At 69.8% G+C, this 26,951-nt stretch carries 23 protein-coding genes and 1 tRNA gene; 9 read left to right on the top strand and 15 right to left on the bottom strand.

What is annotated here, in order from left to right; translation table 11 throughout:
* Positions 1 to 370 precede the first annotated feature (370 nt).
* Genes fliO through ACE3OU_RS06085 form a run of 7 tightly spaced genes read left to right on the top strand, consistent with a single transcriptional unit; the run spans position 371 to position 8,314 of the window.
* Complete coding sequence (fliO, locus tag ACE3OU_RS06115; protein ID WP_374240655.1) at positions 371 to 784, top strand: flagellar biosynthetic protein FliO; 414 nt, start codon at positions 371 to 373, stop codon at positions 782 to 784.
* Positions 781 to 1,539, top strand: a complete 759-nt coding sequence (fliP, locus tag ACE3OU_RS06110) for a flagellar type III secretion system pore protein FliP (protein ID WP_374240654.1) — start codon at positions 781 to 783, stop codon at positions 1,537 to 1,539. Before fliO ends, fliP begins: the two co-directional genes overlap by 4 nt.
* A 14-nt stretch (positions 1,540 to 1,553) precedes the next feature.
* On the top strand, positions 1,554 to 1,823 hold the full coding sequence (gene fliQ / locus ACE3OU_RS06105) for a flagellar biosynthesis protein FliQ (protein WP_374240653.1): 270 nt from the start codon (positions 1,554 to 1,556) through the stop codon (positions 1,821 to 1,823).
* Between the two features lie 5 nt (positions 1,824 to 1,828).
* On the top strand, positions 1,829 to 2,611 hold the full coding sequence (fliR, locus tag ACE3OU_RS06100; protein WP_374240652.1) for a flagellar biosynthetic protein FliR: 783 nt from the start codon (positions 1,829 to 1,831) through the stop codon (positions 2,609 to 2,611).
* Positions 2,612 to 2,630: 19 nt separating this feature from the next.
* A complete protein-coding gene (locus ACE3OU_RS06095) occupies positions 2,631 to 4,103 on the top strand; it encodes an ATP-binding protein (protein WP_374240651.1) in 1,473 nt (490 codons plus the stop codon).
* A 48-nt stretch (positions 4,104 to 4,151) separates the two neighbouring features.
* Complete coding sequence (locus ACE3OU_RS06090) at positions 4,152 to 5,192, top strand: HD domain-containing phosphohydrolase (RefSeq protein ID WP_374240650.1); 1,041 nt, start codon at positions 4,152 to 4,154, stop codon at positions 5,190 to 5,192.
* Positions 5,189 to 8,314, top strand: a complete 3,126-nt coding sequence (locus tag ACE3OU_RS06085) for a response regulator (protein WP_374240649.1) — start codon at positions 5,189 to 5,191, stop codon at positions 8,312 to 8,314. The genes ACE3OU_RS06090 and ACE3OU_RS06085 overlap by 4 nt, the downstream gene beginning before the upstream one ends.
* 16 nt (positions 8,315 to 8,330) lie before the next feature.
* Here ACE3OU_RS06085 and gloA read toward each other — a convergent pair whose 3' ends face one another.
* The 6 genes from gloA to glyQ are packed head-to-tail and all read right to left on the bottom strand — an operon-like array spanning position 8,331 to position 13,766.
* On the bottom strand, positions 8,331 to 8,726 hold the full coding sequence (gloA, locus tag ACE3OU_RS06080) for a lactoylglutathione lyase (protein WP_374240648.1): 396 nt from the start codon (positions 8,724 to 8,726) through the stop codon (positions 8,331 to 8,333).
* Between the two features lie 15 nt (positions 8,727 to 8,741).
* Positions 8,742 to 9,464, bottom strand: coding sequence for a M48 family metallopeptidase (locus ACE3OU_RS06075; RefSeq protein ID WP_374240647.1), 723 nt, complete (start codon positions 9,462 to 9,464; stop codon positions 8,742 to 8,744).
* Complete coding sequence (locus ACE3OU_RS06070; RefSeq protein WP_374240646.1) at positions 9,461 to 10,213, bottom strand: lysophospholipid acyltransferase family protein; 753 nt, start codon at positions 10,211 to 10,213, stop codon at positions 9,461 to 9,463. The genes ACE3OU_RS06075 and ACE3OU_RS06070 overlap by 4 nt, the downstream gene beginning before the upstream one ends.
* A gap of 11 nt (positions 10,214 to 10,224) precedes the next feature.
* Positions 10,225 to 10,758: a D-glycero-beta-D-manno-heptose 1,7-bisphosphate 7-phosphatase gene (gene gmhB / locus ACE3OU_RS06065; RefSeq protein ID WP_374240645.1), complete on the bottom strand. Its 534-nt coding sequence runs from the start codon at positions 10,756 to 10,758 to the stop codon at positions 10,225 to 10,227.
* A gap of 15 nt (positions 10,759 to 10,773) precedes the next feature.
* Positions 10,774 to 12,858 carry a glycine--tRNA ligase subunit beta gene (gene glyS, locus ACE3OU_RS06060; RefSeq protein WP_374240644.1) on the bottom strand — a complete coding sequence of 695 codons (2,085 nt, stop codon included), beginning with the start codon at positions 12,856 to 12,858 and terminating at the stop codon, positions 10,774 to 10,776.
* On the bottom strand, positions 12,858 to 13,766 hold the full coding sequence (glyQ, locus tag ACE3OU_RS06055) for a glycine--tRNA ligase subunit alpha (RefSeq protein ID WP_374240643.1): 909 nt from the start codon (positions 13,764 to 13,766) through the stop codon (positions 12,858 to 12,860). Before glyQ ends, glyS begins: the two co-directional genes overlap by 1 nt.
* Before the next feature lie 294 nt (positions 13,767 to 14,060).
* Here glyQ and ACE3OU_RS06050 point away from each other — a divergent pair, with 294 nt between their 5' ends.
* Positions 14,061 to 15,686 carry a methyl-accepting chemotaxis protein gene (locus tag ACE3OU_RS06050; protein WP_374240642.1) on the top strand — a complete coding sequence of 542 codons (1,626 nt, stop codon included), beginning with the start codon at positions 14,061 to 14,063 and terminating at the stop codon, positions 15,684 to 15,686.
* A gap of 42 nt (positions 15,687 to 15,728) precedes the next feature.
* Here ACE3OU_RS06050 and ACE3OU_RS06045 read toward each other — a convergent pair whose 3' ends face one another.
* From ACE3OU_RS06045 to miaB, 8 genes are all read right to left on the bottom strand, one after another.
* Positions 15,729 to 18,401, bottom strand: a complete 2,673-nt coding sequence (locus tag ACE3OU_RS06045; protein WP_374240641.1) for an HAD-IC family P-type ATPase — start codon at positions 18,399 to 18,401, stop codon at positions 15,729 to 15,731.
* Between the two features lie 66 nt (positions 18,402 to 18,467).
* A complete protein-coding gene (locus tag ACE3OU_RS06040; protein WP_374240640.1) occupies positions 18,468 to 19,841 on the bottom strand; it encodes a TrpB-like pyridoxal phosphate-dependent enzyme in 1,374 nt (457 codons plus the stop codon).
* A 54-nt stretch (positions 19,842 to 19,895) separates the two neighbouring features.
* On the bottom strand, positions 19,896 to 20,294 hold the full coding sequence (locus ACE3OU_RS06035; protein ID WP_374240639.1) for a hypothetical protein: 399 nt from the start codon (positions 20,292 to 20,294) through the stop codon (positions 19,896 to 19,898).
* A 108-nt stretch (positions 20,295 to 20,402) separates the two neighbouring features.
* Positions 20,403 to 21,896: an apolipoprotein N-acyltransferase gene (gene lnt, locus ACE3OU_RS06030; protein WP_374240638.1), complete on the bottom strand. Its 1,494-nt coding sequence runs from the start codon at positions 21,894 to 21,896 to the stop codon at positions 20,403 to 20,405.
* Positions 21,896 to 22,738, bottom strand: coding sequence for an HlyC/CorC family transporter (locus tag ACE3OU_RS06025; RefSeq protein WP_374240637.1), 843 nt, complete (start codon positions 22,736 to 22,738; stop codon positions 21,896 to 21,898). The genes lnt and ACE3OU_RS06025 overlap by 1 nt, the downstream gene beginning before the upstream one ends.
* Before the next feature lie 88 nt (positions 22,739 to 22,826).
* The gene (gene ybeY, locus ACE3OU_RS06020; protein WP_374240636.1) at positions 22,827 to 23,309 is read right to left on the bottom strand and encodes an rRNA maturation RNase YbeY; all 483 of its coding nucleotides are present in this window, start codon (positions 23,307 to 23,309) and stop codon (positions 22,827 to 22,829) included.
* On the bottom strand, positions 23,306 to 24,268 hold the full coding sequence (locus tag ACE3OU_RS06015) for a PhoH family protein (RefSeq protein WP_374240635.1): 963 nt from the start codon (positions 24,266 to 24,268) through the stop codon (positions 23,306 to 23,308). Before ACE3OU_RS06015 ends, ybeY begins: the two co-directional genes overlap by 4 nt.
* A 61-nt stretch (positions 24,269 to 24,329) precedes the next feature.
* Positions 24,330 to 25,664, bottom strand: coding sequence for a tRNA (N6-isopentenyl adenosine(37)-C2)-methylthiotransferase MiaB (gene miaB / locus ACE3OU_RS06010; RefSeq protein ID WP_374240634.1), 1,335 nt, complete (start codon positions 25,662 to 25,664; stop codon positions 24,330 to 24,332).
* Positions 25,665 to 25,718: 54 nt separating this feature from the next.
* Here miaB and ACE3OU_RS06005 point away from each other — a divergent pair.
* Positions 25,719 to 25,795 (top strand) — tRNA-Met (locus ACE3OU_RS06005).
* A 342-nt stretch (positions 25,796 to 26,137) separates the two neighbouring features.
* On the opposite strand, the gene ACE3OU_RS06000 is transcribed toward ACE3OU_RS06005, so the two are convergent.
* The gene (locus ACE3OU_RS06000) at positions 26,138 to 26,941 is read right to left on the bottom strand and encodes a hypothetical protein (protein WP_374240633.1); all 804 of its coding nucleotides are present in this window, start codon (positions 26,939 to 26,941) and stop codon (positions 26,138 to 26,140) included.
* Positions 26,942 to 26,951: the final 10 nt, after the last annotated feature.

Genomic DNA, 26,951 nt, shown 5'->3' with positions numbered 1-26,951 from the left:
GCCATCAACCTGCGCAACAACCGCGAGGCCAGCCTCGTCTTCATCAGCCCCCCGCCGCCCGACAAGCTCCAGCGCCAGGGCCGCGGCGTCTTCAAGAACCAGGTCACCCCGGCCATCGACCCGGCCAGTTATCGGTAGATCAGTCACGTCCCGTGTCCCCAGCGGAGGGCTGAGCATCGGCATCATTGATGCGGAAAATCAGCAAAGTCCGGTCCCAGACAGCTGATACCCGTCTGAGCTCATGCCAGCTATTGGCGCCCCGCTCAAATCATGAAAAAGTGCCGTTTTGCCCGCCTTATCGAGCCATCCAGACGGTGGCCTGCTCGCTAAGCTGAGCAGGCTCCCATCAAACTGGTTCTCCCCCAGCCCCATGCGCCCCGTCCTCCTCATCGCCGGTCTGCTCGCCGCCCCCCGCGCCGCCCTCGCGGCCGATGGCAGCCTCGACGCGGCCGGCAGCCTCGTGCAGATGCTCCTCGGCCTGGCCGTGGTGATCGGCCTCCTGTATGCCAGCCTGCACGTGCTCAAGCGCCTGGGCGCTGGTGGCGGCAAGTCGGCCGGGTTGCTGAAGGTGCGCTGCGCCACCGCCGTCGGCCCCCGCGAAAGGGTGGTGCTGGTGGACGTGGCCGACAAGGTGCTCGTGCTCGGCGTGGCTCCCGGACGCATCACCCCCCTGCACACCCTCGATGCCGCCGACCTGCCCAGCGCACCGCCCCCCCCGGACACCCCCGCCGGCAAGGATTTCCAGAGCTGGCTCAAGCAGACCCTCGAACGGCGCTCCCGATGAAACCCTGCCTCCGTCGCGCCTCGCGCCTCGCCGCCCGCTGGGCGCCGCTGTGCCTGCTGGCCCCGCTGCCGGTGCTGGCCCAGGCCCTGCCGGCCTTCACCAGCACGCCCGCCGCCGGCGGCGGCACCCAGTACAGCCTGTCGATGCAGACCCTGCTGCTGATGACGGCGCTGTCCTTCATCCCCGCCCTGGTGCTGATGACCACCAGCTTCACGCGGATCATCATCGTGATGTCGCTGCTGCGCCATGCCCTCGGCACCCAGACCTCGCCGCCCAACCAGGTGCTGGTGGGGCTGTCGCTGTTCCTCACCTTTTTCATCATGGCCCCGGTGGCCGACCGGGTTTACACCGAGGCCTGGCAGCCCCTGTCCGAAAATCGCATCAATTTCGACGAAGCCGTGAACCGGGCCACCGTGCCAATGAAGGCCTTCATGCTCAAGCAGGTCCGCGAGCCCGACCTCAACCTCTTCTCCAAGCTCGCCAAGACCCCGCGGGTCGACAAGGCCGAAGACCTGCCGATGCGCGTCGTGATCCCGGCCTTCGTCACCTCCGAGCTGAAGACCGCCTTCCAGATCGGCTTCATCATCTTCATCCCCTTCCTCATCATCGACATGGTCGTCGCCTCGGTGCTGATGTCGATGGGCATGATGATGATGAGCCCGGCGATCGTCTCGCTGCCCTTCAAGATCATGCTGTTCGTGCTGGTCGACGGCTGGAACCTGCTGATCGCCTCCCTCGTGCAAAGCTTCGGCTGACCCCAGGAGCCGCCATGACCCCCACCACCGTCATCGACCTCGGCCGCCAGGCCCTCGAGATCACCCTGCTGGTGTCGGCGCCGCTCTTCATCGCCGCGCTGGTCACCGGCCTGATCGTGTCGATCTTCCAGGCCGCCACCCAGATCAACGAGCAGACCCTGTCCTTCGTCCCCAAGCTGATCGCCACCTTCATCACCCTGGTGCTCGCCGGGCCATGGATGATCACGATCCTGACCGACTTCATCCGGCGTCTCTTCGAGAGCATCCCGTCGATGATCGGCTGAGGCCCGTGCTCTCCGTCACCTCCGCCCAGCTCGAGGGCTGGCTGGCCCTGCTGGCCTACCCGATGGCGCGCATCCTCGGCTTCCTCGGGGCGGCGCCGGTGTTCGGCAACAACGCCGTGCCGCGTCGCATCAAGCTGATGGTGGGGCTGGCCGTCACGCTGGGCCTGATGCCGGTGGTGCCGTCGGTTCCGCAGGCGGCCCTCGACTCCTGGAGCGGCCTGCTGCTGATCGTCCAGCAGACGCTGATCGGCATCGCGATGGGCCTCGTGCTGCGCGTCGTGTTTGCCGCCCTCGACCTGATGGGCGAGATCATCAGCCTGCAGATGGGCCTCTCCTTCGCCACCTTCTTCGACCCGATCGCCGGCGGGCAGACCGCGGTTGTCGGCGAGTTCCTGACCCTCCTCGCCACCCTCGTCCTGCTGAGCCTCAACGGGCACCTGCTGATGCTCGACGCCCTCGCCCGCAGCTTCGAGTGGCTCCCGGTCAGCGCCACCCTGCCCCACAGGGGCGGCTGGATGATCCTCGTCCGCTTCGGCGCCAGCATCTTCGCCAGCGGCCTGCTGATGGCGCTGCCCGTCGTCACCGCCCTGCTCATCACCAACATCGCCCTCGGCGTGCTGACCCGCGCCGCGCCGCAGCTCAACCTCTTCGCGATCGGCTTCCCGATCACGCTGACCGTCGGCTTCGGCGTGCTGCTGCTGACCCTCGGCCATCTGGCGCCCCTCCTGCAGCACTTTTATGATGTCGGCTTTGCCACGCTGGCCGACCTGCTCCGCGCCCTGCGCTGAGCCCCTCCAGGAGCCCTTCTTGCCCGACACCGCCTTTCCAGGCCTGGTCACCGGCGCCCTGCTGATGCTGCGGCTGGTGGTCCTGTGGGGGCGCGCGGGGGCGGGGGGGCGCCGCCGGGCCGCCGCCCGACGCCTCGAAGGGCTGCTGCAGGCCGAAGCCGCGCGCAGCGAGGCCACCCGCCTCGACGCCGCCCGCCGGCTCCGGGAGGCCGAAGCCCGCCTCGCGGCGATCTTCGACTCGGCCCCCTGCGCCCTCGCCCTCACCCGGATGAGCGACGGCGCCTACCTGGATGCCAACCCCGCCTGGGAGCAGCTGTTCGGCCTGGACCGGCACGCGATCCGCCACCGCAGCGCGCTCGAACTCGGGCTGTGGGTGAACCTCGCCGACAGGCAGCGGATCTACGAGCGCCTCGCCGACCACGACACCATCCTCCAGCGCGAGATCCAGCTCAACCGGCCCAGCCACGCCGACGTGCTGACCTGCCTGATCTCGGGGCGCCTGCTCTACATCGACGGGCAGGACTGCGCGCTGTGGACGGTAATGGACATCACCGAACTGCGCCGCGCCCAGCACCACATCGAAGAACTCAACCGGACCCTCGAACAGCGCGTCACCGACCGCACCGCCGAACTCAGGGCCACCCTCGAAGCCCTGCACCACACCCAGGAAGAGCTGGTCCGCCAGGACAGGATGGCCGCGCTGGGCTCGCTGGTGGCCGGCATCGCCCACGAGCTCAACACCCCCATCGGCAACAGCGTCACCATCGCCACCACCCTGGCCGCCAACGCCCGCGAGATCCGTGACGAGCATGCCGCCGGCCAGCTGCGGCGCAGCCGCTTCGACGGCCATCTGGAGTCCACCCTCGACGCCACCGGGCTGCTGATGCGCAGCCTCGTCCGCGCCGAGGAGCTGGTGCGCAGCTTCAAGCAGGTGGCGGTGGACCGGACCAGCGAACAGCGACGGCGCTTCGAGCTCGGCGGCTTCCTGCACGAGATGGCGATCACCCTCAGCCCGATGTTCAAGAACAGCCCCTACGCCCTGGAGATCACCCCCACCGAGCCCCTGGAGCTCGACAGCTACCCCGGCGCCCTCGGCCAGATCTTCACCAACCTGGTCGACAACGCGCTGCTGCACGCCTTCGACGGGCGGGCGCGGGGGCACATCCGGATCACCTCCCGGCGGGTCGGCGCCACCCGGGTCGAGATCCGCTTCGACGACGACGGCAACGGCATCCCCGCGGCCAACCTGCGGCGGATCTTCGACCCCTTCTTCACCACGCGCCTCGGCAAGGGCGGCAGCGGCCTCGGCCTGCACATCGTGTATAACCTGGCCACCGGCCTGCTGGGCGGGCGGATCGAAGTGGACAGCACACCGGGCGCGGGCAGCCGCTTCGTGCTGACCTTGCCGGATACCGCACCCCAGGCGCCGGCCGCACCACCGCCTGTGCCGGCCACGAGGCTCAATTTCGAGGCCGTAGGGCCGATAATCTGAGGCACGCCCCGCCTGCGGAGCGCTCACACCAGTCACCCCGGAGTCACCATGGCCATCGCGATCGTTGATGACACGCCGCTCAACCTGACGCTCATCCAGGCCCTCGTCCGCAAGCTCACGCCGCCCGACACCCTGATCGTCACCTTCTCCGACCCCCTCGAGGGGCTGCAGTGGTGCAGCACCAACGAGCCCGACCTGCTGATCGTCGACTACATGATGCCCGACATCAACGGCATCGACTTCATCCGGCCCCTCCGCAAGCTCTACCCCGCCGACAGCGTCCCGATCCTGATGGTCACCGCGGCCCACGAGAAGGAAGTCCGCTACGAGAGCCTCGGCGCCGGCGCCAACGACTTCCTCACCAAGCCCATCGACCGCAACGAGTTCGATCCCCGCGTGCGCACCATGCTCAGCCTGCGGGAGAGCCACAAGCGCCTGCGCAGCTGGAACGACGACCTGCGCGAGGCCGTCATCCGCAAGACCGCCGAGATCGCCGCGCGGGAACAGGAAACCGTGATGCGCCTCGCCCGCGCGGCCGAGTTCCGCGACCCCGAGACCGGCGCCCACATCCTGCGCATGGCCCACTATTCCCAGCTGATCGCCCGCCGCCTGGGCCTCGACGACGCGCTCTGCGAACGCATCCTGGTCGCCGCGCCGATGCACGACATCGGCAAGGTCGGCACCCCCGACCACATCCTGCTCAAGCCCGGCCGCCTCGACGACGAGGAGCTGGCGATCATGCGCCGCCACCCCCGCATCGGCCACGACATCCTCACCGGCTCCGCCTCGCCGATGATCCAGATGGCCGCCGAGATCGCCCTCACCCACCACGAGAAATACGACGGCAGCGGCTACCCCGACGGCCTCGCCGGCGAAGCCATTCCCCTGGTCGGGCGGATCGTCGCCGTGGCGGACGTCTTCGACGCCCTGACCTCGCCCCGCCCCTACAAGGCCGCCTGGGAACTCGAGCGCGCCGCCAGCTTCCTGCGCGAAGGCAAGGGCGCCCACTTCGACCCCGCCTGTGTGGACGCCTTCTTCGACCAGTGGGACGCCGTTCTCGACATTCGCGACCGTTTCCAAGACGAATGAACGACTGCCTCCACCGCCTCGCCTCCCGCCTGGGCCTGCACACCCTCGCCCAGCAGCTGGCCCTGCTCTTCGCGCTGCTGCTCACCTTCTCGGTGGGCGGCTACGCCGTGTACGTCGGGCTGGAGCAGGCCGACTTCATCGAGCGTCTCGAGCTGCGCCACGCGGACGACCTCACCGCCAGCCTCGCCGCGGCGCTGGAGCCCCACGTCGCCCGGGGCGAGCTGGCCGAGATCGGCTCCCACCTGCTCAAGTTCGACGGCAACGCGCGCATCCGGCGCGCCACCGTCATCGACCGCCAGGGCGCCGTCCTCACCAGCATCCGCATCGCCGAGGGCCGGCCCCTCAGCGAGCCCGCCGCCGATACGCGGCTGGCGCCACCCGCCGGAGCCACCGGCAAGGCCGCGCGGGACGGCGGGCGGATCGTCGTCTGGGCCCCCATCGGCCACCACACCACCGTCGGCTGGCTGCGCCTCGAGATCGCCCCCGCCTCCAGCGAGAACCTGGCCCACATCCTCAGCGACAGCCTGCTGGCCGGCGTGCTCACCCTGATCCTCGGCACCCTGGCGATCCGCCACTTCCTGCGCGCGCCGCTGCACAGCCTGCAGGAGGCCACCGCCTTCGCCCAGGGGCTCGAGAGCAAGCAGGGGCAGACCCTGCGCAATCCCGGCGGGGTCGCCGAGGTCCGCCAGCTGGTCGACGCCCTCAACTGGACCTCCATCCGCCTCTTCGAGGGCCAGTCGGCCCTTGCCACCAGCGAGTCGCGCAACCGGGCCATCACCGAGGCCGCCCTCGACTGCATCATCTCAACCGACACCGAAGGCCGGGTGCTCGAATTCAACCCCGCCGCCGAACGCAGCTTCGGCATCTCGCGGGCCGAAGCCCTGCACAAGCCCATCGCCGACCTGATCTTCCCCGAGCGCCTCCGCGACACCCAGCTCCAGACCGCCCGCGACCTGCTCCTGACCCCGATGGAGGGCAGCCCCTACCGGCGCCTCGAAGTGATCGCCCGCCACCGCGACGGCCGCGAATTCCCCATCGAGGTCGCCCTCGCCGCCAGCGGCTCCGGCAACAACCGGATGATCACCGCCTACCTGCGCGACATCAGCGACCGCAAGCACTCCGAGGCCCTGATGCGCGAAGCCAAGGAGGCCGCGGAGGCCAACAGCCGCTCCAAGAGCGACTTCCTGGCCAACATGAGCCACGAGATCCGCACGCCGATGAACGCCATCCTCGGCATGACCGACCTCGCCCTCGACACCCCGCTCAACGACGAACAGCGGGAATACCTGACCCTCGTCAAGAGCTCGGCCCACGGGCTGCTCAACATCATCAACGACATCCTCGACTTCTCGAAGATCGAGGCCGGCAAGCTCGACTTCGAACAGATCGACTTCAGCCTGCGCGACTGCGTGGCCCTGGCCGTGCGCACCCTCCAGCAGCGGGCCATCGAGAAGCACCTGCAGCTCAGCGCCGAGGTCGCCCCCGACGTGCCCGACAGCCTGATCGGCGACCCCCACCGGCTGCGCCAGGTGCTGATCAACCTCATCTCCAACGGCATCAAGTTCACGCCCGCCGGCGAAGTCACCGTCGTCGTCGAGATCGATGCCCAGCCCGCCGACGGCAGCGAGGTCGTGCTGGTCTTCCGGGTGCACGACACCGGTGTCGGCATCCCCCCCGAAAAACAGGCGCTCATCTTCGACGCCTTCTCCCAGGCCGACACCTCCACCACCCGGCGCTACGGCGGCACCGGGCTGGGCCTCACCATCAGCGCCCAGCTGGTCGAAGCGATGGGCGGCACACTAAGCGTCGTGAGCACCCCGGGCGAAGGCAGCATCTTCCACTTCACGGCCCGTTTCGAGCTGGGCCAGTCCGCCCCCGTCACGGACGAACGGGCGCACCTCGAGGGCCTCCCGGTGCTGGTGGCGGTGGCCGACCCGGCTGAGCGGGCCAGCCTGGTCGAGCTGCTCGGCCAGTGGCGGATGCACCCCGTCGCCGCGCCCGATGCCGCCACCGCCCTGCGCGAGCTGGAGCGGAGCGCCGACAGCGGGCACCCCTGCCGGGTCGCGCTGATCAGCACCCGGCTGCCCGACACCGAAGGCTTCCAGCTGGCCGAGGCGATCCGCCACGGCGGCGACGCGGCCCCCTGCATCATCATGCTGGCCGGCGAGGGCCGCCGCGGCGATGGCGCGCGCTGCCGCGAGCTGGGCATCGCCGCCTACCTGCCGATGCCCGAGCTGAGCACCGAAGCGCGGACCATGCCCGCCCTGGCCTCCGACCTGCTCGACGCCATCCTGCTGTCGGTGGACCCGCTCGACGACAAGGCCGACAGCCGCCCCCTCATCACCCGCCACCGCCTGCGCGAGCAGCGGCGCCAGCTGCGCGTGCTGCTGGCCGAGGACAACCCGGTCAACCGCACCCTCGCGCTGCGCCTGCTGGGCAAACTGGGTCACCAGGTCGAGGTGGCCAACAACGGCGAGGAGGCCCTCGCCCTCCACGCCCGCAGCAACTTCGACATCATCCTGATGGACGTACAGATGCCGGTGATGGGCGGCTTCGAGGCCACCGCGCGCATCCGCGAGCGCGAGGCCGCCGGCTGCCCCCGCACCCCCATCGTGGCAATGACCGCCCACGCCATGAAGGGCGACCGGGAGCGCTGCCTGGCCGCCGGCATGGACGGCTACCTGTCGAAGCCGGTGCACGCCCCCGACCTGGTCGAGGCCCTCATCCAGCACACCGGCAACGCCGACCCGGCGCCGCCGCGGGCCACCCCGCCGATGACTGGCGACGCGCCCATCTTCGAGCGCGAGAAGGCCCTCTTCAACCTGGGCGACGACACCGACCTGCTGGAGCAGTTGATCGCCATGTACGCGGAGGACGAGGGCCGCCTGGTGCAGGACATCGAAACCGCGCTGACGGCCGGCGACCCGGAGGCCCTCTCCAACGCGGCCCACGCCCTGAAGGGCGCCGTCTCCAACTTCTGCGCCCCCCGCGCCCGCGCCAGCGCCGAACGGCTGGAGCACCTCGGGCGGGACAAGCGCCTCGATGAGGCGCCCGCCGCCCTCGACACCCTGCGCAGCGAGCTCGCCGCGCTGCGCCAGGCCTTCGGGCTGGCGGAGGCCTAGGCGGCGGGGCGCTTGCTCAGTCCTTGCGGCCCTTGCTCTGGATCAGCTCGATCTTGTAGCCGTCCGGGTCTTCGACAAAGGCGATCACCGTCGTGCCGTGCTTCATCGGGCCCGCCTCGCGGGTCACCCGGCCGCCGCGGGCCTTGATCGCCTCGCAGGCGGCGTAGGCATCCGGCACCTCGAGGGCGATGTGGCCGTAGCCGTTGCCCAGCTCGTAGGACTCGACGCCCCAGTTGTGGGTCAGCTCGATCACCGCCCCCTCCGCCTCGTCCTGGAAACCCACGAAGGCCAGCGTGAACTTGCCCTCCGGGTAGTCGTGGCGGCGCAAGAGGCGCATGCCCAGCACCTCGGTGTAGAAGGCGATGGAGCGGTCGAGATCGCCAACCCGCAGCATGGTGTGAAGAAGACGCATGGAAGTTTCCTCGGTTCAGATGGAAGGAAGGGCCGCGGCCGCCTGTCGCAAGGCCTTGCGGGCGGCCACGTGCCCCGGATAAAGGGACTCCACCACCGACCAGAAGCGGGGTGAATGGTTCATCTCGACCAGGTGCGCCACCTCATGGGCCACCACGTAGTCGATCAGCGGGAGGGGCAGATGGATCAGCCGCCAGTGCAGGCGGATGCCGCTGAGGCTGCTGCAACTGCCCCAGCGGGTGCGGGCGTTGGAGAGCCCCACCGCCGGCATCGGCCGGCCGAGGCGCAGGCAGAACGCTTCGACCCGATTGGTGAACAGCTCAAGGCTGCGCTGCTGCAGGCCCCGCAACAGGAGCTGGCGCGCATCGGCGCCGGCCCGCAGGGCCAGCTCGAGGATGCGCTCGGGGCCCTGCTCGTGCCACAGCACCCGGTTGTTGCCACGCCCGACGCGCAGCTGCCAGGCTTCGCCGAGCACGGGCAGCGCCGCGCCATCCACCGGGTCGAAGCGCTCGACCGGCTGCGGCTGCGGGCGGGCGTGGAGCTTGTCGACCACCCACTCCGCGTGGCTGCGGATGAAGGCCTCCGCCTCGCGCAGCCCCACCCGGAGCGGCACCCCGACGGTGAGGCCGCGGTGGTCGATACGCAACCCCAGCGTCTTGCGGGCGCTGCGCCGCAGGGTGTAGGCGACGCGCTGCCCGGCGAGGATGATCTCGCGGAGCTCGACAGCCGACACGCTCACGCCGCCGACGTGTCCTTGTGGTGGTGACGGTGCTTGTAGAGGTGCGGGAAGAGGCGGTGCATCTCGCCCTCGACCCAGGTTTCGGCGCGGCGATTGATCTCCTCGGCGCTGAGACCCTGGGTCTCGATGACCGGACCGATGCTGACCACCACCTCGCCCGGCCGCTTGAGGAAGGCGTTGCGCGCCCAGAACTCGCCGGCGTTGTGGGCCACCGGCACCACCGGCGCGCCGCTCCTGGCGGCCAGCACGGCGCCGCCAGCCTTGTAGCGCTTGCGGCTGCCCGGGGCGACCCGGGTGCCTTCCGGGAAGATGGTCACCCAGAACCCGTGGCCGAGCCGGTCGATGCCCTGCTCCACCACCTGGGCCAGGGCATCCTTGCCGGCCGCCCGGTCGATGGCGATCATCGGCATCTGGGCGATCCCCCAGCCAAAGAAGGGCAGCTTGTGGATCTCCTTCTTCATCACGAAAACCATCGGCGGGAAGATGTCCTGCAGCATGATGGTCTCCCAGGCCGACATGTGCTTGGACATCACGATGGCCGGGCCGGCCGGGATGTTCTCGGCGCCCACCAGGCGGTAGGGAATCCCCAGCACGTGCTTGACGACCCACGCCATCAGGTGCGGCCAGCCGCGGATGATGCGGTGGCGGGTCTTGGGGCCGAAGGGAAAGCTGGCCATGGCGATCAGCGCATACAGCGGCGTGAGCACGGCCAGGGCCAGCATGAAAAGCAGATTGCGGATCAGGACCACGGCGGTAAACCTCAGGCGGTGAGCTGGGCCGCCACGGCAGCCAGATCGGGAAAGACGAGGGTGCCCTCCGGCAGCGCCGGGTCGGCCTGGGTCTTGGCCCCCTTGCCGGTTAGCACCAGGTAGGGCTGGCAGCCCACCGCGACGCCGGCCTGCAGGTCGCGCAGGCTGTCGCCGACCACCGGCACGCCCTTCATGTCGACGTTGAAGCGCTCGGCGATCTGCACGAACATGCCCGGCCTGGGCTTCCGGCAGTCGCAGGTGGAATCTGCCGAGTGGGGGCAGAAGAAGATGGCGTCGAGCCGGCCACCGGCCTGGCCGATGGCCTTCGTCATCTTCTCGTTGATGGCGTTGAGGGTATCCATGTCGAACAGACCGCGCCCGACCCCCGACTGGTTGGAGGCCACGACGACCCGCCAGCCGGATTCATTGAGCCGGGCGATGGCCTCGAGGGAGCCGGGGATCGGCTTCCATTCGTCCGGCGACTTGATGAACTGCTCGGAGTCGACGTTGATGACCCCGTCCCGGTCGAGCACGATGAGCTTCATGGGCCCCTCTCCGCGTCAGGCCGACAGGCGGGAGATGTCCGCCACCTGGTTCATCAGGCCGGCCAGCTGGCCGAGCAGCGCCAGGCGGTTCTGACGCACCAGCGGCTCCTCGGCCATCACCATCACCTCGTCGAAGAAGCGGTCCACCGCGGCCCGCAGGCCGGCCAGCACGCGCAGGGCGTCGGTGTAGTCCTCGTTCTGGAAGTGGGAGCGGGCCAGCGGCGCCACCTCGACGATGGCGTGGAACAGCGCCTTCTCGGCGTCCTCGACCAGCAGGGCCACGTCCGGCTCGCCGGGCTGGCCATCGGCCTTCTTGAGGATGTTGACGATCCGCTTGTTGGCTGCCGCCAGAGCCGCCGCCTCGGGCAGCTGCTGGAAGGCCGCCACGGCCTGCAGCTTGGGCACCACCAGGTCGATGCGGGTGGGCTTGAGGGCCAGCACCGCATCCACCGCGTCCGGCGCGTGGCCGGCGTCGCGCAGCAGGTTGCGCAGGCGCTCGAGCATGAAGTCGAACAGCGGGCCCGGCAGCTCGCTGCCAAGCAGGCCGGGGGCGAAGCTGGCCGCCGCGTCGTCGATCAGCGCGACGAGGTCGAGGGGCAGCGGGCCTTCGATGAGGATGCGCAGCACGCCGAGGGCGGCCCGGCGCAGGCCGAAGGGGTCGCGGTCGCCGGTGGGGACCTGGCCGATGCCGAAGAAGCCGACCAGGGAGTCGAGCTTGTCGGCCAGCGCCAGCGCGCGGCCGATGTTGCTGTCGGGGAGCTGGTCGCCGGCGAAGCGCGGGCGGTAGTGCTGCTCGATGGCCTCGGCGACCACCGGCAGCGCGCCTTCGGCGAGGGCGTAGTAGCGGCCCATGGTGCCCTGCAGCTCGGGGAACTCGCCGACCATGTCGGTCAGCAGGTCGGCCTTGGAGAGCAGCGCAGCGCGGTTGGCCAGGTTCTCGTCGGCGCCCAGCCGGCCGGCGATCTTGCGGGCCACGGTGGACAGGCGCTCGACGCGGTCGCCCAGGGAGCCGAGCTTGTTGTGATAGACCACCGAGCCGAGCTTGACGACCCGCGGGGTGAGGCCGGCCTTGATGTCCTGCTCGAAGAAGAAGCGCGCATCCGACAGGCGCGGGCGCACCACGCGCTGGTTGCCGGCGATGATGTTGGCGGGGTCTTCCATCTGCATGTTGGAGACGATCAGGAAGCGGTTGAGCAGCTTTCCTTCGGTGTCGAACAGCGGGAAGTACTTCTGGTTGGCGCGCATCGTGAGGATCAGGCACTCCTGCGGCACGGCCAGGAACTCGGCCTCGAACTCGCCCACGTACACGGTGGGGTGCTCGACCAGCGCGGTGACTTCGTCGAGCAGGTCGGCGTAGTCGCCCAGCGCGGCACCCTGGCGGCCAGCCTCGGTGACGAGCTGCTTCTCGATGTCGGCGCGGCGCTCGGCGAAGTCGGGGATCACCTTGCCCTCGGCGAGCAGCGTGGGCTCGTAGGCGTCGGCGCTGGCGATGGCGATGTCGCCGCGGCTCATGAAGCGGTGGCCGCGGGTGATGCGGCCGGACTCGATGTCGAGCACGCGGCCCGGCACCACGTCGGCGCCGTGGAGCATGGTGAGCTTGTGGGCCGGACGCACGAAGGTGGCGTCGCCGTCACCCCAGCGCATCACCTTGGGGATCGGCAGCGCCTTGAGGGCGTCCTGGACGATGCCGGCGAGCACCTCGGCGAGCTTCGCGCCGGCCACGGTGCTGGTGTAGAACAGCGCTTCGGCCTTGCCGTCCATGCGGCGCTCGAAGCTCTCCACGGCGGCGAGCGGGATGCCCTTGGCCTCGAGCTTCTTGACGAGGGCCGGGGTCGGCTGGCCGTCGGCGCCGAGGGCCACGGAGACCGGCATGATCTTTTCGGTGACTTCCTTGGCGGCGGCCTCGGCCAGCACGCCGGCCAGGCTCACGGCCAGGCGGCGCGGGGTGGCGAACCAGCGGAAGGCGCCGTCGGCGGCAGCCAGGCCGCGGGCGCGCAGGCCGGCGGCAATCCCGTTGGCGAAGGCCTGGCCGAGCTTGGGCAGGGCCTTGGGCGGGAGTTCTTCGGTGAGCAGTTCAACGAGCAGGGTCGCGCCGGTCATCACGCGGCCTCCTTCTTGAGCATCGGGAAGCCGAGGGCTTCACGGGAGTTGTAATAGCCCTGGGCCACTTCACGGGCCAGCGCACGGACGCGGCCGATGTAGGCGGCGCGCTCGGTCACCGAGATGGCGCCCCGGGCGTCGAGCAGGTTGAAGGTGTGGGAGCACTTCATGACCATCTCGTAGGCCGGCAGCACCAGCGGCACCGCCAGCAGGCGCTTGGCCTCGCCTTCGTATTCGGTGAACAGGCGGAACAGCCAATCGACGTTGGCGTGCTCGAAGTTGTAGGTGGATTGCTCGACTTCGTTCTGGTGATAGACGTTGCCGTAGGTGACGGGCGTGCCGTCGGGACCGACGGACCACACCAGGTCATACACATTCTCGACGCCCTGCAGGTACATCGCCAGGCGCTCGAGACCGTAGGTGATCTCGCCGAGCACCGGCTTGCACGGCAGCGAGCCGACTTCCTGGAAGTAGGTGAACTGGGTGACTTCCATGCCGTCCAGCCACACCTCCCAGCCCAGGCCCCAGGCGCCGAGGGTGGGAGATTCCCAGTCGTCCTCGACGAAGCGGATGTCGTGGGCGTTGGGATCGATGCCCAGCGCGCGCAGGCTGTCGATGTAGAGCTCCTGGATGTTGGCCGGCGAGGGCTTGAGCGCCACCTGGTACTGGTAGTAGTGCTGCAGGCGGTTGGGGTTCTCGCCGTAGCGGCCGTCCTTGGGGCGGCGGGACGGCTGCACGTAGGCGGCGTTCCAGTGCTCGGGGCCGATGCTGCGCAGGAAGGTGGCGGTGTGGAAGGTGCCGGCGCCGACCTCGATGTCGTAGGGCTGGAGCAGCGTGCAGCCGTGCTCGGCCCAGAAGTTCGATAGGCGCAGGATGATCTGCTGGAAAGTCGGTTTTTGGACGGACATGGATGCTCCGCGGCGCGGGCCGCGCGGTTTGGGCAAAGCCGTGATTTTACTGCGTTTGGACGGGCAAGGGACGCCCGAACGCACGGGCGGGGCTGCAAACATCCACGCCGGGGCGGGAGCCAGGCCTGCGCGCCGGCGGGCGCAAAAGCGCTCAAGAAGCGATCATCAAATGCCGCAAAAATGCTTACAAAGCTTTAAATTCATTAAAAAACAGTCCGCGCTGAAGAGCCTGCAACCTTCAGCCCGGGCTGTCGTCCGCGGAACTCACCGCGGCTGACGAGGAGATACTGCACCATGAAACTCGCCAATCTGGCCGTCGCCGCGCGCATGCGCCTGCTCATCGGGATGATGCTGCTCGGCCTGAGCGCCCTGTGCGCCGTCAGCCTCACCAGCCTGCGTACCACGATGATCGAGGACCGCAAGGTGCAGACCCGGCACCAGGTCGAGAGCGGCGCGAGCATCCTCAAGCATTTCCACGCCCTGGCCCAGGCTGGCAGCCTGTCGGAGGCGGATGCCAGAAAGGCCGCCACCGAGGCCCTGCGCACCGTGCGCTACGACGGCAACAACTACCTTTTCGTGGTCGGCACCGACAACCACTACGTCCTGCTGCCGCCCAAGCCCGAGATGGAAGGCCGTGACGCCAGCGGCCTGAAGGACACCAACGGCAAGCACATCATCCAGGAGATCGTGAAGGCAGGCACGGCAGGCGGCGGCTACATCGACTACTGGTTCCCCAAGCCGGGGGCCGACGCGCCGCAACCCAAGATCTCCTACGCGATGGCCTTCGCCCCCTGGGGCTGGGTGATCGGCACCGGCATCTACGTGGACGACGTGGACCGGGAGTTCCGCGCGATCGCGCTGACCCTCGGCGGCATCTCGCTGGCCCTGCTGACCCTGATGGGGCTGTTCGGCTGGCGGATCAGCGAGAGCGTGACCGGCCAGCTCGGCGGCGAACCGCTGCGGGCGACCGCGGTGATGCGCCAGGCGGCCGACGGCGACCTCACCACCGAGGTCGGCGCGACCCGCGAGGGCAGCATGCTCGACGCCCTGTCCACGATGATGCGCGCCCTGCGCCGGATGGTCGGCGAGATCAACGACGGCGCCAACCAGCTGGCGGACAACGCCGACCACATCTCGCGGGTTTCCGTGGAAGTGGCCGGCGCCGCCGAGCGCCAGTCCGACGCCACCGCGGCGATGGCGGCCGCGATGGAGGAGCTCACCGTCAGCTCCAGCCACATCTCGGCCAGCGCCCGCGACACCGAGCGCAACGCCCAGGAGTCGATGCGCCTCGCGGCCGAGGGCAGCAACCGGGTGGGCGAGGCCGTCGAGGCCATCCGCCGGATGTCGGAAACCGTCATCGGCGCCTCCGAGCGCATCCGCGCCCTCGAGGCCCGGATCGGCGAGGTCTCGTCGATCGCCAACGTGATCAAGGAAATCGCCGGCCAGACCAACCTGCTGGCCCTCAACGCCGCCATCGAGGCGGCCCGCGCCGGCGAGCAGGGTCGCGGCTTCGCGGTGGTGGCGGACGAAGTCCGCAAGCTGGCAGAACGCACCTCCTCGGCCACCACCGAGATCGAGCAGATGATCACCGGCATCCAGAGCGACACCGGCAACGCGGTGAGCGCGATGAACGCCGCCCTGCCCGAGGTGGAAGAGGGGATCGCGCTGGCCAACCACGCCTCCGACGCCCTCGGCGCCATCGAGCGCGGCGCCCGGGAAGCCGTCGGCCGCGCCCACGAGATCGCCGACGCGACCCACGAGCAGAGCGCCGCCAGCACCTCGATCGCCCAGCGGGTGGAAGAGATCTCCCACATGGTCGACAACACCAGCGCCAGCATCCGCGGCGCGGCGGAGGCGGCGCTCAATCTGGAGCGCATCGCCGGCGGGCTGAAGGAGCAGGTGGCCCGCTTCCGGGTCTGAGGGCCTGAATCGCCGCCCGGCCCGGGATCGGCCGGCGCGGCGTCAGCGGCGCCCGGTGAAGTGCTTGTCGAGCCCCACCACCAGGGCCGTCGCCAGCGCGGCGGCACCGATCTCCAGCCAGGCGGCCAGGCTGATCGGGGCCGACGCGAAGACCCGGTTCATCACCGGCAGGTAGGTGAACAGGGCCTGCAGCACCACCATCGCGCCGATGCCGCCCCAGAACCACGGGTTGGACCACCAGCCGCAGCACCAGAATGGCCCGCGCAGGTTGCGGCAGTTGAAGAGATAGGCGATCTCCCCCGCCACGAAGACATTGACCGCCACCGTGCGCGCCTCTTCGAGCGAGGCGCCGAGGCCGCGCCAGCGCAGGAACAGCCCGAAGGCCGCCACCAGCAGCAACAGCCCCACCAGCACGATGCGGCGGATCAGCACCCGGTCGAGGATGGGCGTGCCGGGCGCGCGCGGCGGGCGCGCCATCACGTCGCGCTGGATCGGCTCGAAGGCCAGCGCCAGGCCCAGCAGCACCGCGGTGGTCATGTTGATCCACAGGATCTGCAGCGGCGTGATCGGCAGCGTGACGCCGGCCAGCACCGCGAACAGGATCACCAGCCCCTCGCCGAAGTTGGTGGGCAGGGTCCAGATGATGAACTTGACGAGGTTGTCGTAGACGCCCCGCCCCTCTTCGATGGCCGCCTCGATGGTGGCGAAGTTGTCGTCGGTGAGGACCATCGCCGCGGCGTCCTTGGCCACCTCGGTGCCACCGGCCCCCATCGCCACGCCGATGTCGGCCGCCTTCAGGGCCGGCGCATCGTTCACCCCGTCGCCGGTCATCGCCACCACCTCGCCGTTGGCCTGCAGGGCCTGCACGAGGCGCAACTTCTGCTCCGGCTCGACCCGGGCGAACACATCCACCTCCCGCACCGCGGCACGCAGGCCGTCCTCGTCGAGGGCCGCCAGCTGCCGGCCGGTGAGCACCCGGTCGCCGTCGGCGGCGATCCCCAGGTCGCGGGCAATGGCGAGGGCCGTGTCGGCGTGGTCGCCGGTGATCATCTTGACACCCACGCCGGCCGCCGCGCAGGTGGCGATGGCCCGCAGCGCCGCCTGCCGCGGCGGGTCGAGCATGGCCTGGAGGCCCAGGAAGCACAGCCCGCCGGCGAGCTGCCCGGCATCGATTCGCTCGCCCTCCACCTCGAGCCGCGCGAAGGCCAGCACGCGCAGGCCGCTGGCCGCCATCTCACGGCCGCTGCGGACGATCTCGTCGAGGGCCGCCGGCACGCAGCGCCCGTCGCCGTCGAGCATGCTCGCGCAGCGGGACAGGATGACCTCCGGCGCGCCCTTCAGCACCACCACCGGGTGCCCATCGACACGGTTGAGGCAGGCCATGTACTGGCGGGCCGAATCGAAGGCGATCTCGTCTAGGCGTGGCGCGGCCTGGCGCAGCACGTGCTCGTCGAGCCCGGCCTTGCGGGCGGCCACCAGCAGCGCGGCCTCGGTGGGGTCGCCGGTGATGCCCCACACGCCGTCCTGCTCGACGAGACCGGCGTCGTTGCACAGCACCCCGGCCACCAGCAGCTCGCGCAGCGGCCCGGCAACAGGGGCCGGCCCGCCGGCGCGCGTCACGACACCCTCGGGCGCGTAGCCGTCGCCGCTCACCGCGAAGCGCTGGCCACCCGCCAGCAGCGCGCGGACGGTCATCTGGTTCTCGGTGAGGGTGCCGGTCTTGTCGGAGCAGACCACCGTGGTGCTGCCGAGGGTCTCGACCGCTGGCAGGCGCCGGATGATGGCCCGGCGCCGGGCCATGCGGGCCACCCCGATCGCCAGGGTCACGGTGATGGCCGCCGGCAGGCCCTCGGGGATCGCTCCGACGGCCAGCGCCACGGCGGCCATCAGCATGTCGAGGAGCGGCTCGCCGCGCAGGCTGCCCACCGTGAAGCCGAGGGCGGCGAGGCCCAGGATGACCATCAGCAGGAAATTGGAGAAGCGCTCCATCGCCCGCGTGAGCGGCGTGGCGAGGGCTTCGGTGGCGTCGAGCAGGTCGGCGATGCGGCCGGTCTCGGTGGCGCGCCCGGTGGCGACCACCAGACCGCCGGCCTGCCCCGCCACCACCAGGGTGCCGGCGTAGGCCATGTTGGCGCGGTCGGCCAGCACGCTGTCGGCGGGCAGCGCGTCGGCGTGCTTGGCCACCGCGGTGGATTCGCCGGTGAGCGAGGCCTCGGTGACCTGCAGCGCGCGCACGTCGAACAGCCGCAGGTCGGAGGGCACCTTGTCGCCGGCGGCCAGCCACACCACGTCGCCGGGCACCAGCTCGGCGGCGTCGACGCGGCGGCGGCGGGATTCGCGCAGCACCGTGACGTCGCTGGCCACGCTGCGGGCGAGGGCCGCCAGCGCATCCTCGGCGCGGCCTTCCTGGATGAAGCCGATCAGCGCGTTGATCAGCACCACGCCGAGGATCACCCCCGCGTCGGCCCATTCACCGAGGAAGGCGGCGACCGCGCCGCTGGCGATCAGGATGTAGATGAGGGGCTGGTGGAACTGCAGCGCCAGGCGCACCACGGCGCCACGACCGGCGCGGGCTTCGATGCGGTTGGGGCCATGGGCCGCCAGTCGGGCGGCGGCGACGTCTTCGGCGAGGCCCGACTGGCGGCTGGATTCAAAGGCCGCAAAGGCCTCTTCGTGGGACCGGGCGTGCCAGTCGGTCGGAGGAGGGAGAGGCATGTTGCAAGGATAGACCAAGGCGGGGCGCCCGGCACGCCTCCAGGCCGGGCGCCCCGCCCGCGGCGATCAGGCGTCGACCTTGGGCAGCATCGAGAGGGCCATCGCCAGCTCCTTCTCGTCGTACTCCTGGTCCACCAGCTTGCCGGCCATGTAGTTGGTGTAGGACGCCATGTCGAAGTGGCCGTGGCCGGACAGGCAGAACAGGATGGTCTCGCTCTTGCCCTCGGCCTTGCAACGCAGGGCCTCTTCGATGGCGCCACGGATGGCGTGGGTGCACTCCGGCGCGGCCACGATGCCCTCGGCGCGGGCGAACATCACGCCGGCGGCGAAGCAGTCGGTCTGGTGCACGCTGCGGGCCTCGATCAGACCGAGTTCCATGGCGTGGCTGACCAGCGGCGCCATGCCGTGGTAGCGCAGGCCGCCGGCATGGAGGCCCGGCGGGGTGAAGTCGCTGCCCAGGGTATGCATCTTGACCAGCGGCGTGAGGTGGGCCGTGTCGCCGAAGTCGTAGGCGTACTTGCCGCGGCTGAGGGACGGGCAGGCCGACGGCTCGACGGCGAGGATGCGGCGCTTCTTGGCGTTGGGGCCGCCACGCAGGCCCAGGCCAATGAAGGGGAAGGCGATGCCGGCGAAGTTGGAGCCGCCGCCCACGCAGCTGATCACCACGTCGGGGTCGTCGCCGGCCATCTCCATCTGCAGGATGGCCTCTTCGCCGATGATGGTCTGGTGCAGCAGCACGTGGTTGAGCACCGAGCCGAGGGCGTACTTGGTGTCGTCGTGCTGGGCGGCCACCTCGACGGCCTCGGAGATCGCGATGCCCAGCGAGCCGATGTGGTCCGGGTGCTTGGCGAGCACCGCGCGGCCGTACTCGGTCTCGGGGGACGGCGACGGGATGCAGCGGGCGCCCCAGGTTTCCATCAGCGCGCGGCGGTAGGGCTTCTGGTCGTAGGAGACGCGCACCTGGAAGACCGTCACGTCGAGGCCGTACAGCCCGCCGGCGTAGGCCAGCGACGAGCCCCACTGGCCGGCGCCGGTCTCGGTGGTCAGGCGCTTGACGCCCTCCTGGGCGTTGTACCAGGCCTGGGGCACCGCCGAGTTGGGCTTGTGGCTGCCAGCCGGCGAGACGCCTTCGTACTTGTAGTAGATCTTGGCCGGCGTGCCGAGCAGCTTCTCGAGGCGGCGGGCGCGGAACAGCGGGCTGGGCCGCCACTGGCGCAGCACGTCGCGGACCGGCTCGGGGATGTCGATGTAGCGCTCGGTGGACATCTCCTGGGCGATGATCGCGTTCGGGAAGAGCGGCGCCAGATCCGACGGCCCGAGGGGCTGCAGGGTGCCCGGGTGCAGCGGCGGCGGCAGCGGCACCGGCAGGTCGGCGGCAATGTTGTACCAGGCCTTGGGCATGCGGGATTCGTCGAGCAGATACTTGATCTGGTCGCTCATGTTTTTTCTCCTTGTGTGTCTGTTATGAGTTCGGCGGTGGAAACGGGGCCCCGGTCAGGCGGCGAGGTCGTCGAGCTCGAGCCCCCAGCGCTGCATCAGGAAGCGCAGCAGCGGCCCCTCGCCGTCACTGACGGAGCCGTCGGCCTTGGCGATGATGAGCATCGCCGACAGGGCCACCTTGCGCAGCGCCGGATCGGTGAGGTCGTCGGCGAGACGGGCGAGGCGCGCCTCCTCGAGCAGGAAGACCCGCTCCTGCTCGGCCTCGGTGATCACGTCACGGCAGCAGTCGAGGAGGACCTGGATCAGGGTTTCCCGATCGACACCCACCATCGCGGCGGTGTCGTGGTGGTTGATCCAGTCGATTTCCCGGTTGTCCAGCCGGCCGTCGGCGAGCATGGCCATGGCGATCAGGCGGGCGACCGCCGCCGGGCTGTTGGTGGGGTAAGAACGCATGGGCCTGAAACCTGTTCGATGATGAGCAAGCCCGGATGATACCTCCGCCCCCGCCGAAACGCCCGGCCCGGCACGCCGGAGGGCGGTAAAACGGCACTTCGCGGGGATTCAGCCCCGCGGCCGGCGGGCCGCCAGGCCCAGCACCGCCAGCGCGGCCAGCACCGCCGCCCAGTTGCCCCAGCGGGCGTAGGGCGTGAGGCCCTGGTAGCCGCGTACCGCCACGTGCAGGGCGCCCGCCGCGAAGGCCGGCAGCACCGCCTCGACCCGGCCGTCCGGCGCCACCAGCGCGGTCATGCCGGTGTTGGTTGAGCGCAGCATCGGGCGGCCGGTCTCCAGCGCGCGCAGACGGGCGATCTGCAGGTGCTGGGGCTGGGCGAAGGAGTCGCCGTACCACGCGAGGTTGGAGAGGTTGAGCAGCAGGGTCGCCTCGGGCAGGCTGCGGATGAGCTCCTCGCCGAAGACGTCCTCGTAGCAGATGTTGACCGCCACCTTCTGGCCGGCCAGGGCCATCGGCGGCTGGCGCGCCGCACCGCGGGTCTGGTCGGCCATCGGGATGCTGGCCAGGGCGTAGAACCAGCTGAACAGCGGCGGCGAGTATTCGCCGAAGGGCACCAGGTGCTGCTTGGCGTAGAAGGCCGGCGGCGCGCTGCCGAGGCTGACCGCGGCATTGAAGATGCGCCCCGCATCGTCGCGGACGAAGGTGCCGAAGATCACGTCGCCGCCATGCCCGGCGGCGGTGCGGGCGAGCGCCTCGCGGTAGTCCGGCGGCAGGTGGTCGATGAGCAGCGGGATGGTGGTCTCCGGCAGCACGACGAGCTGTGCCGGGTTGTCGCGCAGCATCGAGAGGTTGACCTCCAGCCAGCGCTGCAGCATCTCCGGCCGCCACTTGAGGCTCTGCTCGATGTTGGGCTGCAGCAGCGCCACGCGCACCGGTTCGCCCACCGGGGCCGTCCAGGCCACCCCGCGCAGCCCGACCCCGGCGGCCAGGATCAGCACCGCCACCAGCGCCGGGCGCCAGTTGCGGGCGCCGACGGCGGCCACCGCCAGCGCCGCCACCGCCGCCAGCAGCCCGCCAACCCCGAACACCCCGAACACCGGCGCGAAGCCGGCCAGCGGGCTGGGCGGGCTCTGGCTGTAGCCGCTGGCCAGCCACGGGAAGCCGGTGAAGGCCCAGCCGCGCACCCATTCGCCGAGCAGCCAGGCCGCCGCGAAGAGCAGCGCATCACGCCCCGCCCGGCCCTGCCGCAGCACGCCGAAGAGCGCCCCCGAGAAGCCGGCGAACAGCCCCATGAACGCGCAGAACAGCAGCACCGCCAGCCCCGCCAGCGGCATCGGCATGCCGCCGAAGCGGTTGAGGGCCACGTACAGCCACGACACGCCGGCCAGCATGGCGCCGAGGCCCCAAGCGAAGCCGATGCCGAAACCGCCCCGCGCACGCCGGCCGCGGCTGTCGGCGCAGAGGGACGCCGGCGCGCCCGGCCCGAGCAGCCAGAACAGCACGCCCAGCGAGACGGCGGCGACGGGAAACAGCTCGAAGGGCGCGTAGGCCAGCACCGACGCGCCTCCCGCCAGGAAGGCGGCGCCTTGTTTACGCCAGCCCATCAGCCGCCGACCGGCTCGGCCTCGGGGAGGCGCTCGACGAGCAGGGAATACACGCGCCGGCTATCGGCGCGCAGCACCTGGAAGCGCAGCCCGGCGAGCTCGACGACCTCGTTGCGCTTGGGCAGGCGACCCAGCTGGCGGATCAGCAGGCCGCCGACGGTGTCGTATTCGGCATCGCTGAAGTCGGTGGCGAAGGCGGCGTTGAAGTCCTCGATCTCGGTACCGGCCTTGACCCGGTAGCGCCCGGCCTGGTCGAGGATGATGTTGTCGGCGGCCTCGTCGAAGTCGTATTCGTCCTCGATGTCGCCGACGATCTGCTCGAGCACGTCCTCGATGGTCACCAGCCCGGCCACGCCGCCGTATTCGTCGACGACGATGGCCATGTGGTTGCGGCTCACCCGGAAATCCCGCAGCAACACGTTGAGGCGCTTGGATTCGGGCACGAACACCGCGGGGCGCAGCATCTCGCGCAGGTTGAAGGCTTCGCCGGCGAAGACCCGCAGCAGGTCCTTGGCGAGCAGGATGCCGATCACGTCGTCCTTGTTGTCGCCGATCACGGGGAAACGGGAATGGGCGGCGGTGATCACGAAGCGGGTGATCTCCTCGACGGAGTCTTCGATGTTCACCACGTCGATCTGCGCGCGCGGGATCATCACGTCCCGCACCTGCATGTCGGACACCTGGAGGGCGCCCTCGATGATCGCCAGCGCGTCCGCGTCGAAGAGATTGCGGTCGTGGGCGGAATGGAGGAGGCTGAGCAGCTCCTCGCGGTCTTCCGGCTCCCGGCTCAGCAGGGCGGACAGACGTTCGAGCAGGGACGGCTTGCTACTGGAGGGTTCCATAAAAGGGGTGGATGAGAAATGGGCCATGGGCGATGGCGCCCCCGCTCGGGAGCCCCATCGCCCATGGCGCATTGCTCACCCCACCATGTCAGCGTTCTCCCGCGTACGGGTCGGGGTAGCCCAGCGCGGCGAGGATCTCGCGCTCCCGGGCTTCCATTTCTTCGGCTTCGGCGTCGTCTTCGTGATCGAAACCCTGCAAATGCAGCATACCATGCACGGATAAATGGGCGTAATGGGCGTCCAGGGCCTTGCCCTGCTCCGCCGCTTCGCGCTCGACGACCTGCCGGCACAGCACCAGATCACCCATCAGCGGCAGGCCTTCGGGCAGGGGCATGTCCTCGCCCTCGTCGTAGGCGAAGGTGAGCACGTTGGTGGCGTAATCCTTGCCGCGGTAGTCGCGGTTGAGCTCACGCCCCTCGGCCTCGTCCACCAGCCGCACCGTGATGCGCGCCGCGCCGGGCTCGGCGGCCCGCAGCCAGCGCCGGAAATCAGCCCGCGACGGTACACCCTCGCGGTTACAGGCGTATTGCACCGACAGGTCGAGGCGACGGGGGAGCTTGATTGCGTTCATTGCTGGGCCTGTTGCTGCTGGTTGCGCTGGGAATGGGTTTCGTAGGCGGCGACGATGCGCGCCACCAGCGGGTGACGCACCACGTCTTCTTTCAGGAACTGGGTGAAGGCCACCCCGCGCACGTCGGCGAGCACCTGCACCGCCTCGCCGAGGCCGCTCTTCTGGCCGCGGGGCAGGTCGACCTGGGTGAGGTCGCCGGTGATCACCGCCCGCGAGCCGATGCCGATGCGGGTGAGGAACATCTTCATCTGCTCCGGCGAGGTGTTCTGCGCCTCGTCGAGGATGATGAAGGCCCGCGACAGGGTGCGCCCGCGCATGAAGGCCAGCGGGGCGATCTCGATGCAGCCGCGCTCGAAGAGCTTGGTGACCCGGTCGAAGCCCATCAGGTCGTAGAGCGCGTCGTAGAGCGGGCGCAGGTAGGGGTCGACCTTCTGGGCCAGGTCGCCGGGCAGAAAGCCCAGGCGCTCGCCCGCCTCGACCGCCGGGCGGGTGAGCACGATGCGCTCCACGTGCTCCCGCTCGAAGGCATCGACGGCGCTCGCCACCGCAAGGTAGGTCTTGCCGGTGCCGGCCGGGCCGACGCCGAAGGTGATGTCGTGCTCCTGGATCTGGCGGATGTAATCCACCTGCCGCGGCGTGCGGCCGTGCAGCTCGGCCTTGCGGGTGAGCAGCACCGGCGCCGCCGGGCTGGCATTGGCCAGGTTGGACAGCTCGATGAGGCCGAGCTGGATGTCATCCACCGACAGGGCCGCGTCCGCGCGGTCGTAGAAATGGCGCAGGGCGCGGGCGGCCAGGTGGCCCTGGGCCGGTTCGCCATGCACCGTGAAGCGCTCGCCGCGGCGGGCGATCGTCACATCGAAGGCGGTCTCGATCTGGCGGATGTTCTCGTCGAGCGCCCCGCACAGGTTGGCGAGGCGCAGGTTGTCGACGGGATGCAGCGTGATTTCTATCGGTTTCATCGGCCACATGCTGCCAGAGCGGCAGCCGTCGGGGAAGTCGGGGCGTGCATTCGGGCCGGCCTCAGTCGCGGGTGACGATCTCGCCGCGCAGCGAATGGGGCAGCGCGGAGACGATGTTCACGTCCACGAAATGGCCGATCAGGCGGGGGTTGCCCGCAAAGTTGACCACCCGGTTGTTGTCGGTGCGACCGGCCAGCTCGTTGGGGTCTTTCTTGGACGGGCCTTCGACGAGGATGCGCTGCACGCTGCCGACCATGCCCGCGCTGATCGTGGCCGCGTGGGCCTCGATGCGCTTCTGCAGGCGGGCCAGGCGGGCCAGCTTGACGTCCTGGGGCGTGTCGTCGGGCAGGTCGGCGGCCGGCGTGCCCGGACGCGAGCTATACACAAAGCTGAAGGAGGTGTCGAAACCCAGCTCCTCGATCAGCTTCATGGTGGCCTCGAAATCGGCCTCGGTCTCGCCCGGGAAGCCGACGATGAAATCCGACGACAGGGAGATGTCGGGCCGCGCCGCGCGCAGCCTGCGCACCAGCGACTTGTATTCGAGCACCGTGTAGCCGCGCTTCATCGCCGCCAGCACCCGGTCGGAGCCGGCCTGCACCGGCAGGTGCAGGTGCGACACCAGCTTGGGCAGGCGCGCGTAGGCATCCACCACGCGCTGGGTCATCTCGCGGGGGTGGGAGGTGGTGTAGCGGATGCGCTCGATGCCCGGGATGTCATGCACGCACTCGAGCAGGAAGGCAAAGTCGGCCATCTCGCCGCCGTCGCCATCCACCGGCGCGCGCCAGGCATTGACGTTCTGGCCGAGCAGCGTGACCTCCTTGACGCCCTGGGCCGCCAGCCCCGCCACCTCGGCGAGCACGTCGGCCAGCGGGCGGTAGATCTCGTCGCCGCGGGTGTAGGGCACGATGCAGAAGGTGCAGTACTTGGAGCAGCCCTCCATGATCGACACGAAGGCGCTCGCCCCCTCGACGCGGGCCGGCGGCAGGTTATCGAACTTCTCGATCTCGGGGAAGGAGATGTCCACCTGCGAGCGGCCGGAGGCCTTGCGCTCGGCGATCAGGCTGGGCAGGCGGTGCAGGGTCTGCGGCCCGAAAACCAAGTCCACATACGGCGCCCGCGCCACGATGGCCTCGCCCTCCTGGCTCGCCACGCAGCCGCCGACACCGATGATGAGGTTGGGATTCTTCTGCTTGAGGTGCTTCACCCGGCCCAGGTCGTGGAAGACCTTCTCCTGCGCCTTCTCGCGCACCGAGCAGGTGTTGAAGAGGATCACGTCCGCCTCTTCGGGGTTGTCGGTTTTCTCGAGGCCATCGGCCGCCCCGAGCACATCCGCCATCTTGTCCGAGTCGTACTCGTTCATCTGGCAACCGAAAGTGCGGATATAAAGCTTTTTCATGTGAATTGGTGTTGACCAGTCGAAGTTAGGTGTCTATTATAGCGGGCTTCGGTCGGTGATGTAGCTCAGATGGTTAGAGCGACGGATTCATAACCCGTAGGTCGGCGGTTCGACTCCGCCCATCACCACCAACAGATTCAGACAAAAAGGCCAGCCCGTGAGAGTTGGCCTTTTTGCTTTGGTTCACGGCTCAGGCGCCGGGGCGACGTAAAAGAAGCGACGGCCGGCAGGAGTTGGCCGGCTGCGCTGGAAGTTCATGGAAGATGAGCGTGGCGCCTCGACAGGCCGCCGCCGTTGAGCGGCCCTTCTCCCCGGTTGCGCCACCGCGGGAGTGCCGCAACCTGGCCCCGGCACGAGGGACCCGGAGCCAGGATCGAACCCGGGGAGTCAACGCTCCCCGAGAACAAGCATCAACTGACACCAGCCGAGCGCCATCTGCTGCTGCCCGGTCCGGGGCCCGGCGGACTGAACGCTCAGGTCGGTTCGACCTTCTGCGCCACCGCCACCGTACCCGTGCTGCCGTCGTTGAGGATCAGGCCGAAGGTGGTGTAGGTGTGGGCGCTGTTCTGGAAGGCCACGCCGCTGAAGATACGGGTGGTGCCGGCACAGTTTTCGGTGATGGAGGTGTCGAACACCGCCACCGCTTCGCTACGCGGCAGCACCGTGCCGGTGAAGTCGCAGCCCAAGGAGTTGCTGCCACTCAAGGTGCCATTGGCGTCCACAGTCCAGTTCCAGGTCACCGACACGGTGCCGCCGCCCACCGCCGGCTGGGTGGCCGAGAAGGTCCAGGTGGCCGCCATGTCGGCCTTGGCGGCGACCGCGTTGAAGCGGCTGACCGCTGCGGCCGTGGTGGTTGCGGTGGTGGTGCCGCCCGCGCTGTCGCTGAAGTTCAGGCTGACGGTGCTGGCCGCCGGCACGCTGCCGGTGACGGCGACGGCGTGGGTGGAGGCGTCGGCCAGCATGTAGCGCTTGCCGGTGCCGCTGAAGCTCTGCCCGGACACGGTGACGGCCGCCTTCGCGAGGCCCACCGGCGACGGGTTGGTCGCCGTCAGGCCGTCCATCAGGAACAGCCAGGTGGTGCCGTCCCGCAGCACCACGGCGCGCACCGCCTGGGTAGCTCCACCCAGGCCGCTGCCGCTGTAGGTGGTGGTGTCGTAAACACCCTGCACGGTGTCGAGGCTCAGCGGCGGGGTGCTGCCACCGCCACCGCCGCCACCACCGCAGGCCTGCAGGCCGATGACAGTCAGGGCCAGCAGGGTCTTCTTGAGTTGCTTCATGATCGTTCCT

Origin of the sequence: Zoogloea sp., from assembly GCF_041908905.1 — a bacterium.
In the GTDB taxonomy this organism is placed as follows: Bacteria; Pseudomonadota; Gammaproteobacteria; order Burkholderiales; family Rhodocyclaceae; genus Zoogloea.
This window is presented reverse-complemented; position numbering and strand designations above follow the sequence as displayed.

Coding starts and splice junctions, on each gene's coding strand:
- glyS (WP_374240644.1), bottom strand. CDS start 12,858: ATGACCGGCGCGACCCTGCTCGTTGAACTGCTCACCGAAGAACTCCCG.
- ACE3OU_RS06000 (WP_374240633.1), bottom strand. CDS start 26,941: ATGAAGCAACTCAAGAAGACCCTGCTGGCCCTGACTGTCATCGGCCTG.
- glyQ (WP_374240643.1), bottom strand. CDS start 13,766: ATGTCCGTCCAAAAACCGACTTTCCAGCAGATCATCCTGCGCCTATCG.
- ACE3OU_RS06085 (WP_374240649.1), top strand. CDS start 5,189: ATGAACGACTGCCTCCACCGCCTCGCCTCCCGCCTGGGCCTGCACACC.
- fliP (WP_374240654.1), top strand. CDS start 781: ATGAAACCCTGCCTCCGTCGCGCCTCGCGCCTCGCCGCCCGCTGGGCG.
- gloA (WP_374240648.1), bottom strand. CDS start 8,726: ATGCGTCTTCTTCACACCATGCTGCGGGTTGGCGATCTCGACCGCTCC.
- ACE3OU_RS06090 (WP_374240650.1), top strand. CDS start 4,152: ATGGCCATCGCGATCGTTGATGACACGCCGCTCAACCTGACGCTCATC.
- ybeY (WP_374240636.1), bottom strand. CDS start 23,309: ATGAACGCAATCAAGCTCCCCCGTCGCCTCGACCTGTCGGTGCAATAC.
- fliO (WP_374240655.1), top strand. CDS start 371: ATGCGCCCCGTCCTCCTCATCGCCGGTCTGCTCGCCGCCCCCCGCGCC.
- ACE3OU_RS06015 (WP_374240635.1), bottom strand. CDS start 24,268: ATGAAACCGATAGAAATCACGCTGCATCCCGTCGACAACCTGCGCCTC.
- ACE3OU_RS06035 (WP_374240639.1), bottom strand. CDS start 20,294: ATGCGTTCTTACCCCACCAACAGCCCGGCGGCGGTCGCCCGCCTGATC.
- ACE3OU_RS06050 (WP_374240642.1), top strand. CDS start 14,061: ATGAAACTCGCCAATCTGGCCGTCGCCGCGCGCATGCGCCTGCTCATC.
- fliQ (WP_374240653.1), top strand. CDS start 1,554: ATGACCCCCACCACCGTCATCGACCTCGGCCGCCAGGCCCTCGAGATC.
- lnt (WP_374240638.1), bottom strand. CDS start 21,896: ATGGGCTGGCGTAAACAAGGCGCCGCCTTCCTGGCGGGAGGCGCGTCG.
- ACE3OU_RS06025 (WP_374240637.1), bottom strand. CDS start 22,738: ATGGAACCCTCCAGTAGCAAGCCGTCCCTGCTCGAACGTCTGTCCGCC.
- miaB (WP_374240634.1), bottom strand. CDS start 25,664: ATGAAAAAGCTTTATATCCGCACTTTCGGTTGCCAGATGAACGAGTAC.
- ACE3OU_RS06040 (WP_374240640.1), bottom strand. CDS start 19,841: ATGAGCGACCAGATCAAGTATCTGCTCGACGAATCCCGCATGCCCAAG.
- gmhB (WP_374240645.1), bottom strand. CDS start 10,758: ATGAAGCTCATCGTGCTCGACCGGGACGGGGTCATCAACGTCGACTCC.
- ACE3OU_RS06045 (WP_374240641.1), bottom strand. CDS start 18,401: ATGCCTCTCCCTCCTCCGACCGACTGGCACGCCCGGTCCCACGAAGAG.